This window comes from Hyphomicrobium album, from assembly GCF_009708035.1.
GTDB lineage: Bacteria > Pseudomonadota > Alphaproteobacteria > Rhizobiales > Hyphomicrobiaceae > Hyphomicrobium_A > Hyphomicrobium_A album.
The window spans coordinates 449,162-465,217 of the sequence record NZ_WMBQ01000002.1 but is presented as its reverse complement, the minus strand read 5'-3'; the positions used below and the strand labels follow the sequence as shown (position 1 = coordinate 465,217).

Sequence of the window (16,056 nt, the reverse complement as noted above, 5' to 3'; positions counted from 1 at the left end):
GGGTTGGCTTGCAAGCGGCATAGCGCTTTCGACCGGCCCACTCAAGGCGGCCCGGACGCACGCTGCTACCTGCAGCGTGATCTGGGGTCGGAATCCTCCGGCGCCAACGGCATGGGGGTCATGCAGGTGAAGCGGGCGTCGATCTTGCAGCCGGGGTCGAGCGGGTCGGGGCCGGTGTTGTAGATGGAAAAGGCCAGCGGGCAGCCGCGCATGACGTTGAACGCCTCGACGCAGCCGAGCCGCGGCGGCGCCTTGGCGCCGCGGGCGGCGAGCGCCTTGGCGAGGTCGGGCTGCCAGCGGTCCTCGACGACGGCGATGGCGTCGTCGCCGCCGGCCATCCATCCGGCGATGCTCTCGATGTTGGTGTTGGCGCCGCGGCCGAGCACGAACGTCGTGGACGGCTCGCGGAAGCCGACGACGCCAACCGGCCCGGTGACGCAGCGGCGCAGCGGCGCCACCGCCTCGGCGATGCGCGGCGCCGGCCAGCCGATGCGCATGTGCGGCATCAGCACGGCGAAGGTGAAGGTGGCGAACAGCGCGAAGCCGGCGACGGCGGTGGCGAGCCACGCGGCGGCGAGGCCGCGCGTGGCGGCGAGGGAGGAGAGCGTGAACAGCGCGGTGACGAGCGCCGCGCCGATGACGACGGCGACCCCGGGCATCACGCCGGCGAACCACAGGCCGCCAACGTAGAGCAGCAGCATGCCGGCGAGCGTCGCCCACCAGGGCAGGCGCAGCATGTAGGGCGGCAGCGCCAGCTTGCCCTCGCGGTCGAGCACGAGCGCGCAGGCGACGGCGGCGGCGGGGAACATCGCCTGCACCGTGTAGAGCGCGGGCTTCGAGGCGATAAGCTCCAGGTAGAGCCAGTAGCCGACGATCCACGCGAAGAGGAAGCGCTCGATGGCGGCGGAGCGCGATCGCCACAAGTTCTTGAGCGCCGGCACCAGCAGCAGCGCGCCCGGCAGGAAGCCCAGCGCGAAGGCGAGCGTGAAGGTGAGCGGCGCTGCCTTCCACTTCATGTCCTGGGCACCGCCCAGCGCGCGGATGAGCTCCCCGAACGTGAGGCCGGAGAACGGCACGCCGTCGTAGTGCGCGCGGATGAGGATCCACGGCGCGGCGATGACGAGCATGAGCGGGACGCCGACGAGCGGGCGCAGGCGCTTCAGCCAGTCGAGGCGGCGGTCGAAGACGTAGAGCACGGCGACGGTCGACAGCGACAGGATCGGCACGGCGAGCGCATTGAGCAGCATACCGAAGCCCTGCGCCGCCCAGAAGGCGAGCGCCAGCCACGGCTCCTCCTTCCGCTCGCCGGGCAGCGCGCGGTAGAGCCGCAGCAGCGACAGCTGGGCGACGACGATGGATAAGAGCAGCGGCCCTTCCGGAATCGACAGCGTTGCCTGCAGCGCCACGATGGGCGACACGGCGAACAGCGCCGCGGCAATGATGGCGCGCCGCTGGCCGATGATCGGCCGCGTCAGCCACCACGTGGCGAGCACGGCGAGGATGCCGGCGATGAGCGAAGGTAGCCGGTAGGTGGCGATGTCGTGCCACGACCATTTGCCCAGTGCCTTCCCGGTGGCGGCCTGCAGCCAGTAGATGCCGATGGGTCGGAAGGCGAAGCGCTCGCCCTCGTAGCTCGCGTCGGTCCAGGTGTGGCGCTCGAGCATGCCGCGCGAGGACTGCGCGTAGACGATCTCGGTGCGGTCGACCGGCGGCAGCAGGAAGACGCCCGGCAGGTAGGTGAACAGCGCCAGGGCGAGCAGCGCCGCGGCGGCCAGGCGCGGGCGGGCGGCGAGCCTGTCGAGAAGCTGCGCCGAGCCGCGCTCCAGCCGTTCCAGCATCGTGGGGATGAGGCTCATGTGCGGGCGGTTGCGAGCCTGTGGCTCTGGGATTTCCGTTGCCACGGGCAGCCCGCGGGCTTGACACTGATAGCGCAGTTAGGCGATTGCGCAAGCTAGTGTGATGATCAAGAAATTCGCCACCACGCGCCGCTGGGTACCCAGCGAATTTCTCGATCTGAATCACACTAGCTAGTTTAGGCTTCTAGTGGCCCTTATGATTCCGAAGTTCGCTCGCGGTCCTAGCCGAAAATCCTGGCGAACTTCGGAATCGGGACACTAGGGCGGGCGAGGCGAGGGCCGGCACAATGTCGACTGGCGGAGACGAGGCGCTGAAGGCGCGGCTCATCGAGATCATCAAGGCGCGCTCGTTCCAGTCGGGCAAGGAGATCAAGCTCGCCTCGGGGCGGACCTCGACCTACTACTTCAACATGAAGCCGACGATGCTGGACGCGGAAGGCGCGCACACCATCGCCACGCTTATCCTCGATGCGATCTCCGGCATGAAAGCCGATCTCGTCGGCGGCTTGGAGATGGGCGCGGTGCCGATCGCGTCGGCCGTCGCCGCGGTGAGCCGCGCGGAGGGCCGGCCGGTCAACGCCTTCTTCGTGCGCAAGCAGGCGAAGGAACACGGCACCAAGAGCCTGGTCGAGGGCCTGCCGGTGGGTGACAGCATGCAGGGCAAGCGCGTCGTCATCGTCGAGGACGTGACGACGACGGGCGGCTCGGCGATCAAGGCGGCGGAGGCACTGCGTGCCGAGGGCGCCGAGATTGTCGGCGTCGTCACCATCGTCGATCGCGAGGAAGGTGCGGACGCGGCTTTCGCCGCCGCGGGCCTCACGCTCACGCCGCTGCTCACCCTCACCGACTTCAAGTAACGCTGACAGCGGCTGGTACTGAGCGGCCCACTCGGCGGCGGAAAGTCCGCCATCGGCGCCTGCCCGCCGAGGTCTCCTATGGGCCAGAAGCGGACATCGACGCGTCGCGGCTGCGAGCAGACACATGATCCGCGTTCGCGATTGATTGCTAGGGGCCCGAAGCAGACGACAAATTCAGCGAGTGCGCGAGAGGGCCAGCAGCGCTTGATCGGGAGGCGCGCCGGCGACTGCAACTTCGTTCTTGCTGCCAGAAGCCAGCAGGCTTTCCAGTCTATCGAATTCGACGTCGAGCCGGGCGAGAGGCAGCAGGACTGCTCGCGCGGCAGCGTAGTCGGCAAATAAGCTTGGATCGCGTAGGGCGGAGCGCGCAAGCTCAAAACGCAATAGCGCGGTGAGGTCGGCGGCGATCAGTCCGGCGTACCGCCGCGCCGGCATCCCCTGCCGGGGAACGCGCCGGTATCTGTCGTCGGCCGCAGCAGGCCAGTGGTCGTCACGCTCAATACTGCCGGGATGCGCCAGCTCCAACGATCGCGCGAACCGCCGCAACATCTCATGCATGACCTCGCCAAGGTCATCGGGCGCGCTACCAAGGCCACCTAGCAGGCTAGCACAATCGGCTTCCCAATCCCTGAGAACACTGGCCTCGGTGGATTTCAGCCGGGCGCGTGCCAGCTGATGGAAGGTCAATCGTGCCAGTCGCCGCACGATCCTTTCGACTTTACGCGCACGCCGGTCACGGATTTCCGCGGCCCAGACGCGAACCTGTCCGAGGAGGCTGATCGCGCTGGCGTCGGACGTGCGTCCGTTGGTGCGCCGAGACTTCCCTGCGTCGATAGCAGACACGAGGATGACGTCGCGGAACATGTCGCCGGCCCCTGCGCGTAGCCGCCACTCTATCTTTAGAGCGTCGCCTGGATCCTCAAGAGCATCCTTGTGGGTGGCCACGAGCAGGGCATTGCGCCAGCTGCGGCGCGGAAGTGCGGACCAGAAGGCTCGCTCGCTTTCCGTCCAAGCGCGCGTCGCCACGGTGCACCAAATGCGAATGTCGCCGTCGACATTCATGCCGCCGGCCTCGGACAACGCCGGCGTGTCGAGGATCTCGAATTCGGTCAAACGTTCGCTGGGCAGGCCGATCTCCAGGGCCTTGAGCTCCACACTCGCCGGCAGCGCGTCGAGATCCTCGTTGGTCAGCAACAGGCGCGTATTGCCGCCGATCGCGTGGAGTGTCGTCGTCTCTGCATAGCGGATGAGAACCGGCAGCCGAGTGTTAGCGACGACGCTTGAAGGAAGCAGTCCTACCCCGAGCAGCAGGTCGGCAACCGAAGTCTTTCCCGAATTGACCTCGCCGAGGATGACCACGCGCGGTGGCCGCGCCAGCACCGCTTCCATGCGCGCCAAACCGGCGGCACAAGCCGCCAGTGCCCGATCGTAGCGGTGCAGGCTTTCGAGTTGGCGGCGTGCCTCCCGCAATGCCGTCAAAAGGTCGTAAGCGCTGCCGGTCATTGCGCCATCTCGGTCTGGCGCTGCCGCCGCGAGCCCAGATCATGGACGATGATTTCGAGTTGGTGGTTGAGGGCCCCGCACCGCTTCAGCCGATCGGTCAGAGACTGCGTCTGTAGCTTACGTTCGCGAACAAGGTCGTCGCTTCGGGGAGCCGGAGCCTGCGCATCGCCGCCAAGCTTCCCGATCAGTTGCACTCGGCGGCGCGTGACGGCTTGGATGATGTTGGTGCATAGGGCAAACGACCATTTGGACGACGTCATCGCGTAGGTGCTCAATACGCGCTCGGCGGTGGCGACGAGATCGTCGGCAACCGGCTGGAACTCCTCTTTGATGAGGCTCTCGATCTGCTCGCCGTAAGCGCTCGGCGAGGTGCGCCCTTTCCATAGCGACGACCACCAGGAATCCTCGATGTCCAAGGCAACGAAGCGGCTGAGCGCTGCTGTCGACGGCGGCGGAATGAGCAGCAAGCGCTTCTCCGGTTCGGTCGGCATGGAGATCTCGGGGGCGATCAAGCTCATGAGCCTCGCCAATTCCGGCGCTACCTTGCTCTGCAGCTCGAGGACGCGTGCCGCAGCATCGTCAAAGCGAGCCTTGAAGTCCGTGGCCAGCGCGCGCCGCAGCGCAACGCTTTCCAAGGTCCAGGTGCGCGGCGCGCGTCCCCCTTCCAGCGTCGCAATGAGCACGTCGCGCTCCTTGGCGGCATGGGCGTCGACGACCGCTTGCAGCGCCCGGCGCAGGTCGGTCATTTCCTCGCCGATGATCGTGGAAAACTGCAGGTCGATGTTCTTTGCCGATCGCTCCATGTTGGCGGCGACCTCGTTGAGCACACCGGTCTCCCGCTCAAGCGCAATGCGCTCGTCGGAAGCGCGCACCCCCGCCGACGGGACCTCGGCGCGCGAAGACTCCAGCTCGAAGTTGGCGGCTTTGGCGCTGGCGTTCGCCATGTCGCCGAACCAGCGGGCCGTCTGCATCTGCATGTGCGCCACGTGACTGGAGACCATGGAGTCGGCCACAGCCCGATACATGGCGGGAAGGCCCGAGGCAGCAAAGAGGGCGCCGCGCAGCCGCTCGCGACTGCCGGCATCGTGCAGTGCATCCGGCGTTAAATCTTGCGGGTGCACGAGGCCGATGTCGGCGAGGTAGCCGAGCGAGGAACGTTGCATCAGGCGACTGAGGGTCTCATCGTCCCCCTTGAGCGCGCCATTGGCCCACGCGGCGCTGCCGGCGACGACGGGGATCCGCGCGCCCGGGAAGTTGGCGTGCAGCTTCTTCTCCACGTACATCAGGACTTCGGCGAGGTCGTACCCGACATCGGTGAAGTCATCGACGCGGTTGACGAACACGATGATCCGTTCGCTGCTCAGCCCATGCATGAGACGCATGAGATTGACGTCGGCTTCCGACAACGGCTGGCGCGCGGTGAGCACGACGATGTAGAGGTCGCCGGATTCGAGGCTGCGCCGGGTGATCTCGTCGCGGATGAGGAACGGATCGTTGGTGCCCGGCGTGTCGGTGAGCGTCACAGGAAAGGCAAATGGCCCCCCATCGAAATAGAGGTCGGCCTGCTTGGTGATGTCCGCAAATTGACCGAGCGAGGAGTTGCCGGCGAAGTCGCCGGAGCAGACGTAGCGCGCCAATAGCTCGGTGTTGAAGCTCTCGAAGCTGTGCGCACTGCCAAGCAACTCCGCAAAATCCCTTCCGAGCCGCATGACGGCGCGCTGCTTCATCGCTTCGACGTGGCGGTGCAGCAGGTCCGGCGCAAAGTCCGGATCCAAACGCCGTGTCAGCTCGCGGATGCGTCGGTCGCCGTTGGCGAGATCGCGCCATTCCTCGGCAGAAAAGAATTGGAACGACGCGGCGCCCGACGCCGGCTTGCGGCCGCCGAAGTGCAGATGGGTGACGGTCGTCGTCCATGGCGTGACGTCGGTCGGCAGCAGCCTCGGCTGGCGTGCGAACGCGTTGATGAATGAGCTCTTGCCGGACTTGATCTGCCCAACGACGGCGATGCGGAATACCTGCTGGCCCAGCCGATTGATGGCCTCGCCGATGAGCGCCTGCCCGGCCGGTTCCACGAGCCCGGCGAGCGATCGTCCGCAGTTGACGATCTGCTGCTGCGCTGTCGCCAATGAAGCACCGACTTCATCTTCGTCGGTCGGCGCCGGTACGCGCAACGCCGGCCCGAGGCCAAACGCTCGCGCGCCGTTGATGTAGCCTTCCCCCATGCGCCAACTCCAAACTTTTGGCGACGACTTACAATCGGGCCGCTCAGTCCGAACGATCCCATCCCCCGACTACGTTCATCTCGCGGCGAGTTCTTCCAAGCGATCGTTAGCCTCGGCGACGCCGAGGTCCTTGGCGCGCTCGTACCACGCACGTGCCACGGTCGGATCGGCTTTGATCTCGAGGTTGCTGAACTGGGTGGTACGGCCAGGATCATACATGGCGCCCAGCGTCAGTGCGGCAACGCCTGAGCCGAGCTGCGCCGCCTGCTCCAGCACGATCCGCGCCTCGCCGGGCTTGCCGCTGCGCAGGTATGTATCGGCGCGCTGCAGAAGCACCTGTGCGTTCGTCGGCGGCGAGGAATCCGTGGGCCGGGCTGCAGGCGCTTTCGCAGCCGGCCCGGAGGGCGCGTAGAACGTCAGGCGGCGCTCGTCGTCGTTCTTTTGACCGCCGTTGGTCCACATCACGAGGCCGGCAACGATGACCGATGACACGACGGCCGCCGTCGTTGCGCCGATGACAATCGCCGTCGTGCTGGATGAGCGCGCGTTCCCGTCGGCTTGCGACTGCGCGTCGAGCCCGCGATGCGCACCTTTGTCGTGAGATGATCCGCGCCGGTCATCGGAAACTTTGGCGGGCGCAGCGCCGCGCAACGCGCCAACATACTCGGCCTGCGGCTGAGCAGCATCGGGCTCGGGCTTGCGCGAACTCTCCTGCCTGGGCGCGACCTCCATGGTCTCGAGGCGCCTCAGCAGCTTCGATAGTTCATCCAGTTCCGGTTCGTCACGGCGCCCCATGCCGTTTGTCCCATCAGCGCGTCGCAGAAATTGCAGACGACGTGTTCCACTACGAATGGTGCAATTGAATCCGTAACAAAGACGTTCACGTTCTCGCACGTGCAAAAGTATTCGTAGTTCGGATTTGTGGCCGCGTTAAGTTGCTGTGCTGACTTCATTTAAAGCAGCGTGCTCAAATCGCGTGCAGTGGTGGGTGTCGTTTCTGCCCGCGCTCGCAGCTAATGTCAGCGTCGGGCATCGCGCCCCGGGGGAACGAGAACATGATGCTGCCGCTCAACGCGAGGTCTTGCTCCTGGTTGCCGTTGAGCCTCGCGCTCGTGCTCGTGCCGACGGCGGCGCTCGCCGCTCCCAACAAGGGCGACACCGGCTTCCTGATGATCTCGACGGTGCTGGTCTTGTTGATGACCATCCCGGGCTTGGCGCTGTTCTACTGCGGCCTGGTGCGCACCAAGAACGCCATCAGCATGCTCATGCAGGTGTTCACGATCGTCTGCCTCGTGTGCGTCCTCTGGATGCTTTACGGCTACAGCCTCGCCTTCACGAACGGCGGCCAGTTCAACGACTGGATCGGCGGATTCTCGAAGGCCTTCCTGCGCGGCGTGACGCCAAGCTCGGAAGCGGCAACATTTTCCAACGGCGTCTACGTGCCCGAATACGCCTACGTCTGGTTTCAGATGACGTTCGCCGCTATCACGCCGGCGCTCATCGTCGGCGCCTTCGCCGAGCGCATGAAGTTCTCCGCGCTGATCGTGTTCACGGTTCTCTGGGTCACGTTCGTCTATTTCCCCGTCGCGCACATGGTCTGGTATTGGGCCGGTCCCGATACCATCGCCAATGCGGCGCGCGAGGTGTCGCAAGCGACGGGTCTCGCCAGGATCGACGCGCAGAACCACCTCGACGTGGTCCTGCACGATGCCGGCTTGGCCTTCCAATGGGGGGCCATTGACTTCGCCGGCGGGACGGTGGTGCACACCAATGCCGGCATCGCCGCTCTCGTCGGCGCGATGATCCTCGGGCCCCGCGTGGGTTATGGCCGGGAGCCGATGCCACCGCATTCCTTGACGCTTGCGATGGTTGGCGCTTCGCTCCTGTGGGTCGGATGGTTCGGCTTCAACTGCGGCTCGAACCTTGAGGCGAACGGCACAGCCGCGCTCGCCATGGGCAACACGTTCGGCGCCACGGCGACGGCGGCGCTTTCCTGGATGTTCGCCGAGTGGGCGACCAAAGGTAAGCCGACGATGCTCGGGCTGATCACCGGCGCCGTCGCCGGCCTCGTCGCCGTGACACCGGCTTCCGGGTTCGCCGGCCCGATGGGCGCCCTGGCACTCGGCGTCGTCACCGGCGGCGTCTGCTTCTTCTTCTGCACGGCGGTGAAAAGCGCCCTCGGCTACGACGACAGCCTCGATGTGTTTGGCGTCCATTGCATCGGCGGCATCATCGGCGCGCTCGGCACTGGCCTGCTGGTCAATCCGCACCTCGGCGGCACCGGTGTAGCCGAGTATGTCTCGCGGCCGGGCGAGGCGGTGGCCACTTATGTGATGAGCACGCAGATGCTGGCGCAGTGCAAAGCCGTGCTCCTGACGCTGGTGTGGTCCGGCTTCGGCTCCGCCATCATCTACTTGGTCCTGGACTACACGATCGGCTTGCGTCCCAAATATGAAAGCGAGCGTGTCGGCCTTGATCTTACGGAGCACGGCGAGCGGGCCTACAACGATCTATGAGTCTGTTTCACCACTGACGTGCAACGGCTACGGGGCACTGCCGGTTTGGTGTCCGCTTCAGCGGGTCATTTCAAGTCACCTTCTCGCCCATCGGCATGTTGCGCAGACGCTTGCCCGTCGCGGCAAAAACGGCATTAGCGAGCGCGGGCGCGAACGGCGGCAGGCCCGGCTCTCCTATGCCGCCGGCGTGCGTGCCGGGAGGCGCCTCGACGATGTGCACCGTTACGCTTTGCGGGTAGTTGCCCATCGTGGCGATGTTGAAGTCTGAAAAGTTGCCCTGCTCCACGGCGCCGTTCTTGAAGGTGATGCCGCTGTAGAGCGCGTGTGACATGCCCATGACGGCGGCGCCCTCGATTTGCGAGCGGATGCGCTCGGGATTGACGTAAAAGCCGCAATCGACCGCCGTCGTGGCTTCCGGGACGCGGATGGTTCCATCCGTGTCGACGGCCGCATGCACGACGGTTGCGACACATGTCTGCCAGGCGACGTGGGCGGCAATGCCGAGGCCATGCCGCTCGGGCAGCTTCTTACCCCAGCCGGCCTTCTCGGCCGCGATGCGCACGACGTGCTTGAGGCGCGCCGTGTCGATCGGGAACTCCTCGTAGGGATCGCCATAGTTCCAGAAGTCCTCGGGGAACCCGAGGGCCTTGGGGTCGAGCTTGCGATCGGGGCCGATGAGCTCGAGCAGGAAATCCTTCGGGTCCCGGCCGAGCTGGTGGGCCGCCTCGCACACGGCCGACTGCACCGCGAATACGCGCGGGATGTTCGACACCGAGCGATACCACCCGATGCGCGTGTGCGCCATCGCCGGGCCGTTCTCGCAACTGACATTGGGGATGTCGAACGGCGTGTTCACGAAGCCCATGCCGTACTCGATCGGGAACTGGTAGCCGTTGTCCTCCTGGAAAGTCGAGATGATCGAGGGCGCCACGGTGCGATGCCGCCAACCCGTTACGCTGCCCGCATCATCGATGGCCATCTCGATGCGCTCAACCGATGTCGTGTGGTAGAACGAGTGGCGGATATCGTCTTCGCGCGTCCACTGCAGCAGCACCGGCACGCCGCCGAGCTTCTGCGAGATGAGCGCCGCCTCGATCATGAAATCCCACTTCGACTTGCGCCCGAAGCCACCGCCGAGCAGCGTCACATGCACGGTGACATTCTCGATCGGCATTTTGAGCGCCTCGGCGATGTCCTTGCGCGCGCCATAAGGGCTTTGAATGGGCGCCCACACCTCCGCCTTCCCGTCGGCGATGCGTGCGACGGCGACAAGCGGTTCCATCGACGCCTGCACGAGATGCTGGGAGTGGTACTCGCCGGTGAACGTGGTCTTTGCCGCCTTGAAGGCCGCATCGGCGTCGCCCTGTTTGCGGATCACCTTGCCGGGTTTCGCCGCCGTCTCCGCCATGGCCTTACTGTAAGCGGCCGAGTCGTAGCTGGCGTTGGGACCGTCATCCCATTCGACCTGCAGAGCGTCGCGGCCCTGGATGGCGGCGAATGTCGAGCTGGCGACGACGGCAATGCCACCGAGCTGGCCGAACTTGCGCGGCACAGTAAATACGCCCTCGATCTCGTGGACGGCTTCGACGCCCGGCACTTTCATGGCCGCGGCGTCGTCGAAGGATTTGACCTTTCCGCCCACGACCGCCGGTCGCACCATCACTGCGAACTTCATGCCCGGCAAGCGGATGTCGGCGCCGTAAACGGCCTTTCCGGTGGTGATGTCGTGAAGGTCGACGATCTTGGTCTCGCCCTTGCGCATGAGCGTGAATTCGTCCGGCGTCTTGAAAAGTAGCGTCTCACGCGCCGGCACGGGTAGCGCCATGGCAGCTTCCGCCAGCGCGCCGAAGCCGAGCCTCTCCCCGGTTTCCTTTTTCGCCGGATCGAGCTGCACCACGTGATGCGCCTTCGCGCGGCAGCGCGAGACATCGACGCCCCACTTGGTGGCGGCCGCCGTCTCCAGCATCTGCCGCATCGCGGCGCCGCATTCCCGCATGGGTTGAATGAAATGGCGCATGCTGCGCGAGCCATCGGTGTCCTGGTTGCCGTAGCGCGGCTCATCACCTGGCGCCTGCACCAGCTTCACGCGCGACCAGTCCGCCTCCATCTCGTCGGCGATCACTAGCGGGAGGCTCGTTCTAATGCCGGTGCCCATCTCGGAGCGGTGCGCGACGATGGTGACCGCGCCGTCGGGGGCGATCGCGACGTAGACGTGCGGATCGTGGGCCATGCCGTAGCCGTGCGGCATCGTCTGTCCGCCGGTCGGGTAGGGCTTCAGGGGCTCGAGTGCGCTCGCGGGCGCAATGCGGACCGCGAGAACCAGACCCGACGCCGCCAGCACCCCGCCAACGAAGTGGCGCCGGCTCACGTTCTCAATGATCGCTGTCGATGGCGGCGTTGGCGCCTTGCGCCCTTCCTGCTCCAGATAGTGCAACATGATCAAACTCCTCCCGCCGCAAGACGAACCGCCGCGTGGATGCGCTGATAGCAACCGCACCGGCAGAGATTGCCCGACATCTCCTCCACGATCTGCTCATCGGAGGGGGCGCGGTTCTTGGTGAGGAGTGCCGCCGCCTGCATGATCTGTCCGGCCTGGCAATAGCCGCACTGGGGGACGCTGAGCTGCCGCCATGCCTTCTGCACGGCATGCTCGCCGTCGGGGCTCAAGCCCTCGATGGTCGTGACCGACTTGCCGTCCGCCATGGCGATCGTCGTCAAGCAGGAGCGCACAGCCTCGCCATCGAGATGGATAGTGCAGGCGCCGCAGACGCCGACGCCGCAGCCGAATTTGGTGCCCGTGAGAGCGACCTCATCTCTCAGGTACCAGAGCAGTGGCAAGTTCGGATCGCCACTGAAAGTGCGCTTCTCTCCATTCACGGTGAGGTTTGCCATGGCCTTCGCTCTCCCGATCTACGGCTGTGAAGGGGCGCCGATTGTCCATCCCAGGGTAGCGCATCCGTTGAAATCGGCTCTACTGCTTTTTTCCAAGGCGCGAGAACGGCTAGGCAGGCGTAGCCCTGCCCCATGACCAATGCCGACGAGAACCGCCAGCGCTATCGAATGGAAAACACGAAAGCGCAGGATCGAGCCTTCGTGACCGTACCATCTCGTCGCCTCGAGGCGACGACGATAGATTGCGCATCGATCATCTTGCCCATGACGCCGTCGGAGCCGGTTGGTCGACGCGACGTAATTTCTCGCATTTGGCGACTTTACTGGTTTGCATCCCGCGCATCCCGTGCAGATGCTCGGGAGTCCACTTCCCATTAGAGCACGACATGATTCAAGCGCATGGGGTAGACCGGCCATGGACGGGCGGGACGCAGCCCGCCGAATTCCATACCGGAGGTTAGTGCTCACTTTCCGGAGTTCGCTTGGGGGCCAACAGCAGACGTTCGCCGCTGACATCTCAGTCCTCAGCTTAGGGTCAGAAGCGGAAGAAAGCGCCAGCCCGCGGCACGCCAGCTACGGCCACAAGCGGTCGCGTCGTCAAGGACGCGCAAATTGCGAAAGAACGTCCGCCTGGAACTTCGACCGGAGCTCCGGCGACTGCTGGATGGGCGCGTGGCAGTGTCTCTTTGGACACGATGGCCTCGAAATTGATTTAAGGGCCTCGGATCCTGTACTCGCAAAGTATAGAAAGGGGCGCTTGCGTGTGAGGGCGTCATGTATCAGTTGCGTATTCTCGTTGTCGTTGCGTGCTCCGTCTTCCTTCCATTCAGTCCTGCCGTCCTAGCACAGACAGCCGGCGAGACCCCGGCTGCGCCGACACCAGCTCTGGCGCCCGAAAACAGTCAGTTACCGCCGCTTGTCGTTGAGGGTGATCAGGCGAAGAAGAAAGCCAAAAAGCAATCTGCCAAAAAGAGCCCCGTGGCTGCGGCGCCTGTCGCAAGCCCGCAACCTGCGCCGCCTCAGAAAATGCCCTCCGATGGCTCTGGCGAAACGGCGTACGGCCCCGTTGATGGGCTCGTTGCGACGCGCACCGCGACAGGTACCAAGACCGACACTCCCCTCATCGAAATCCCGCAGGCGATTTCCGTCGTCACGCGCCAGCAGATGGACGACCGCAACGTTCAGAATCTCAACGAAGCGCTGCGGTACACCGCTGGTGTTCAAGCTGGCGATACGGCCGATACGACGACAGAGTCGTTTTCTATTCGCGGGTTCACAACGCCTTATCTGTCGGTCTATCGGGACGGATTGCGCGAAATGTTTCGCGGCTTCGATAGCGTCACCGAGCCGTATGGTCTGGAAAGGATAGAGGTCCTGAAAGGTCCGGCGTCAGTACTCTACGGGCAGGGGATGCCCGGAGGCATCGTCAATCTAGTTACTAAGAGACCGACCGACATTGATCTGCGCGAAGTACAGTTCCAAGCAGGATCGTTCGACCGGTACCAAGCCGCGTTCGATTTTAGCGGTCGTGCCTCCAACACGGACAATGTCCTCTATCGACTGACCTTCCTTGGACGTGACAGCGATACTCAGGTCGACTACGTGCCCGATGATCGTGTGTATCTTGCGCCATCGCTGACGTTCCGGTCCGACTCGAGGGACACGACGCTAACGCTTCTCTCGAGCTTCCAGCGCGACGATACATCGTTTCTCGATGGCCTACCCGCCATGGGAACAGTGCTGTTCAACCCAAACGGCAAGATTCCAGTCAGTCGGTTTACCGGCGAGCCAGCCTGGTCGGATTTCGAGCGGACGAGTTACACGGCCGGCTACATCTTCGACACTCAGGTTACAGACGCCTTCAGCCTTCATCAGATCGCGCGCTTCGCCTCTTCTAGCTACGACCGGCATCAGATTCAAAACCGCGGTCTGCAAGCCGACCAGCAAACGATAGCGAGACGCGCAAGGTTGGGATTCCAAGAGTCCGAGCGCTTCGCCGTCGACTCTCGTGCCCAGTATAAGTTCGATGCCGGATTCATGAAGCACGACGTCATCGCCGGCATTGATTACTCGAAGGCGTACTTCAAGACGAACATGTACCAGGGTGCCATCGACGGGTTGAACATCTTCAATCCAGTCTACGGCGCACCCGTCACCACACCCGACCTGCTATTTGACGATCAAGAGACGGCGGATCAGACGGGCCTCTATGTCCAGGATCAGATGAAGCTGTGGAACAGCCTCAACATTGTTGGAGGCGTGCGCAAAGACTGGGCGAGTGACAGGCTGAGGGACAAGATCGGCGACACGGCGACCGAGCAGAAGGACGATGCCGTCACCTACCGTCTTGGAGCGATCTACGACACGCCGATGGGATTGGCGCCTTATGTAAGCTATGCGGAGTCGTTTACGCCGGTATCCGGCACCGATCGGTTGGGAAGCCTATTTCAACCCGAAACCGGCGTGCAGTACGAGGCAGGCCTCAAGTATCAGCCCGTTGGATCTCGAACCTCGATCACATTCGCGGCGTTCGATCTGACCCGCAGCAACGTGCTGACGCCCGACCCCGTAGATATCGATTTTCTCATCCAAACCGGCGAGATCCGAACGAAGGGCATCGAGGTCGAAGGCCTCGGCAATCTGACCGAGGAGATCACCTTCATCGCGACGTATACCTACAACGACGCTGAGGTCACGAAGAGCAACGACGTTGACCTCGGCAAGCGGCCGACCACCGTTCCCGCCCATATGGCATCGTTCTGGGGCAACTACGAGTTTAAGAATGGACCATTCGATGGGTTGAGCTTTGGAGCTGGCGTTCGCTACGTTGGCGATACTCCGGGAGACATGCTGAACACCTTCTACGTCCCATCTTACACGCTATGGGACACGGCCATTCGCTACGAGTTTCAGGACATGCTGTTCGCCATCAATGCAAACAATGTCTTCGATGAGGAATTCGTCTCGGTTTGCTACTCGGAGGGCAGCTGCTACTACGGAAATCGTCGATCTGTGATCGGCTCCGTCACTTACAAGTGGTAGTATGTACGGGCCGCTGGTTGCGCTACATCGGTATCTCGGCCTGACCATCGCGCTTTTCCTTGTCGTGGCAGGCCTCACCGGCAGCATCATTGCGTTTCACAAAGAGCTGGATGCTTGGGCGAATCCAGACCTCTTCTATGTACTTGAGCGTCTCGATCTCCCCACCACTGAACTCGTACGGCGCGTGGAAGCGACTGATCCTCGTATTCACGTCGCCTTTGTAGAGATCAGCGTCGAGCCCGGCCGATCAGCAGCAATCTTCGTCGAGCCGAAAGCGGAGGTGACGGGCCTCGAGTACAATCAGGTGTTTGTCGATCCTTCGAGCGGCCAGATTCTCGGACGTCGCGAACATGGGGGATGCTGCCTTGAGCGACGAGCGGCCATTCCGTTTCTTTACAACCTCCACAGGCGGCTCAGCATGCCCGGACACTGGGGAGACTGGCTGATGGGCGGCGTCGCCATTCTGTGGTTCTTCGATTGCTTTGTGGCGCTCGCGCTTGCATCCCCGCGACATGTCTTTTCAGCGCGCCGATGGAGAACTGCGCTGCACGTGAGGTGGCGATCCTCCGGCTACCGCATCACCTTTGATCTGCATCGGGCAGCCGGGTTGTGGACCTGGCTGGTTCTCGGTGTTCTCGCGTTCACGAGCATCTATCTTAACCTCGGCGATGAAATCGTTCGCCCAATTACGGGCGCAGTCTCCACCTTATCGCCGACACCGTACGATCAGGCACGCGCACCCGCTGACCCGTCGCTGGGGCAGCGTTCGTTCGACGAAATCGTTCAACTCAGCGCAAAGACCAGCGAGCTGGTCGATCGAGGATTTGCCGCGACCGGTATCTACTATGACCGGGAGGCAAAAATTTATCTCGTCGACTTCGAGAACAAATCGCCGTTCATGTTCGGCTTCGCGTGGGCCGCGTTCGACGCGTCGACTGGAAGGCTGCTTGGCACCCAACTTCCTGGTGTCGGAAGCGGTGGCGACGTATTCCTGCAACTTCAGTTCCCGCTGCACTCGGGACGGATCGGTGGTCTAGCAGGTCGCATCTTCATCAGCGTCATGGGTGTCGCAATTGCCATCCTGTCTATTACAGGCATCCTCATCTGGTCCAAGAAACGTCGGGCGCGGATAAAGAGGGGACTGCGGGCCTCACGCTGAGGCCGCTGC

Annotated in this window: 10 protein-coding genes and 1 pseudogene; 4 read left to right on the top strand and 7 right to left on the bottom strand. The window is 63.8% G+C overall.

From position 1 onward, the window contains the following. Positions 1 to 65: 65 nt before the first annotated feature. On the bottom strand, positions 66 to 1,856 hold the full coding sequence (locus GIW81_RS14295) for an ArnT family glycosyltransferase (protein ID WP_154740045.1): 1,791 nt from the start codon (positions 1,854 to 1,856) through the stop codon (positions 66 to 68). 287 nt (positions 1,857 to 2,143) lie between these two features. Between GIW81_RS14295 and pyrE the strand changes: the two genes are divergently transcribed. Beyond that, positions 2,144 to 2,713 carry an orotate phosphoribosyltransferase gene (pyrE, locus tag GIW81_RS14290; protein ID WP_154740044.1) on the top strand — a complete coding sequence of 190 codons (570 nt, stop codon included), beginning with the start codon at positions 2,144 to 2,146 and terminating at the stop codon, positions 2,711 to 2,713. 174 nt (positions 2,714 to 2,887) lie between these two features. Here the strand turns inward: pyrE and GIW81_RS14285 are convergent, their stop codons facing one another. From GIW81_RS14285 to GIW81_RS14275, 3 genes are all read right to left on the bottom strand, one after another. Beyond that, on the bottom strand, positions 2,888 to 4,216 hold the full coding sequence (locus tag GIW81_RS14285) for a dynamin family protein (protein ID WP_154740043.1): 1,329 nt from the start codon (positions 4,214 to 4,216) through the stop codon (positions 2,888 to 2,890). Further along, on the bottom strand, positions 4,213 to 6,438 hold the full coding sequence (locus GIW81_RS14280) for a dynamin family protein (RefSeq protein ID WP_154740042.1): 2,226 nt from the start codon (positions 6,436 to 6,438) through the stop codon (positions 4,213 to 4,215). The genes GIW81_RS14285 and GIW81_RS14280 overlap by 4 nt, the downstream gene beginning before the upstream one ends. A gap of 75 nt (positions 6,439 to 6,513) precedes the next feature. Next, positions 6,514 to 7,233 (bottom strand): SEL1-like repeat protein, encoded by a 720-nt coding sequence (locus GIW81_RS14275; RefSeq protein WP_154740041.1) that lies wholly within the window; start codon positions 7,231 to 7,233, stop codon positions 6,514 to 6,516. A gap of 263 nt (positions 7,234 to 7,496) precedes the next feature. On the opposite strand from GIW81_RS14275, the gene GIW81_RS14270 reads away from it, so the two are divergent. Next, positions 7,497 to 8,954, top strand: a complete 1,458-nt coding sequence (locus tag GIW81_RS14270; RefSeq protein WP_229309310.1) for an ammonium transporter — start codon at positions 7,497 to 7,499, stop codon at positions 8,952 to 8,954. Positions 8,955 to 9,024: 70 nt separating this feature from the next. Here the strand turns inward: GIW81_RS14270 and GIW81_RS14265 are convergent, their stop codons facing one another. The 3 genes and pseudogenes from GIW81_RS14265 to GIW81_RS19120 form a co-directional block, all read right to left on the bottom strand. Further along, positions 9,025 to 11,391 carry a xanthine dehydrogenase family protein molybdopterin-binding subunit gene (locus GIW81_RS14265; RefSeq protein WP_154740039.1) on the bottom strand — a complete coding sequence of 789 codons (2,367 nt, stop codon included), beginning with the start codon at positions 11,389 to 11,391 and terminating at the stop codon, positions 9,025 to 9,027. Between the two features lie 2 nt (positions 11,392 to 11,393). Continuing rightward, the gene (locus GIW81_RS14260; protein WP_154740038.1) at positions 11,394 to 11,846 is read right to left on the bottom strand and encodes a (2Fe-2S)-binding protein; all 453 of its coding nucleotides are present in this window, start codon (positions 11,844 to 11,846) and stop codon (positions 11,394 to 11,396) included. Positions 11,847 to 11,864: 18 nt separating this feature from the next. Beyond that, a pseudogene (locus tag GIW81_RS19120) lies at positions 11,865 to 12,124 on the bottom strand (L-lactate permease); the annotation flags it as partial. 496 nt (positions 12,125 to 12,620) lie between these two features. On the opposite strand from GIW81_RS19120, the gene GIW81_RS14255 reads away from it, so the two are divergent. Next, positions 12,621 to 14,888, top strand: coding sequence for a TonB-dependent siderophore receptor (locus GIW81_RS14255; protein ID WP_154740037.1), 2,268 nt, complete (start codon positions 12,621 to 12,623; stop codon positions 14,886 to 14,888). Position 14,889: 1 nt separating this feature from the next. Beyond that, the gene (locus GIW81_RS14250) at positions 14,890 to 16,047 is read left to right on the top strand and encodes a PepSY-associated TM helix domain-containing protein (protein ID WP_154740036.1); all 1,158 of its coding nucleotides are present in this window, start codon (positions 14,890 to 14,892) and stop codon (positions 16,045 to 16,047) included. Positions 16,048 to 16,056: the final 9 nt, after the last annotated feature.

Excerpts from the sequence above, each read along its gene's own strand:
- GIW81_RS14280 (WP_154740042.1), bottom strand. The coding sequence starts at position 6,438 with ATGGGGGAAGGCTACATCAACGGCGCGCGAGCGTTTGGCCTCGGGCCG.
- GIW81_RS14275 (WP_154740041.1), bottom strand. The coding sequence starts at position 7,233 with ATGGGGCGCCGTGACGAACCGGAACTGGATGAACTATCGAAGCTGCTG.
- GIW81_RS14260 (WP_154740038.1), bottom strand. The coding sequence starts at position 11,846 with ATGGCAAACCTCACCGTGAATGGAGAGAAGCGCACTTTCAGTGGCGAT.
- GIW81_RS14270 (WP_229309310.1), top strand. The coding sequence starts at position 7,497 with ATGCTGCCGCTCAACGCGAGGTCTTGCTCCTGGTTGCCGTTGAGCCTC.
- GIW81_RS14295 (WP_154740045.1), bottom strand. The coding sequence starts at position 1,856 with ATGAGCCTCATCCCCACGATGCTGGAACGGCTGGAGCGCGGCTCGGCG.
- pyrE (WP_154740044.1), top strand. The coding sequence starts at position 2,144 with ATGTCGACTGGCGGAGACGAGGCGCTGAAGGCGCGGCTCATCGAGATC.
- GIW81_RS14265 (WP_154740039.1), bottom strand. The coding sequence starts at position 11,391 with ATGTTGCACTATCTGGAGCAGGAAGGGCGCAAGGCGCCAACGCCGCCA.
- GIW81_RS14255 (WP_154740037.1), top strand. The coding sequence starts at position 12,621 with ATGTATCAGTTGCGTATTCTCGTTGTCGTTGCGTGCTCCGTCTTCCTT.
- GIW81_RS14250 (WP_154740036.1), top strand. The coding sequence starts at position 14,890 with ATGTACGGGCCGCTGGTTGCGCTACATCGGTATCTCGGCCTGACCATC.
- GIW81_RS14285 (WP_154740043.1), bottom strand. The coding sequence starts at position 4,216 with ATGACCGGCAGCGCTTACGACCTTTTGACGGCATTGCGGGAGGCACGC.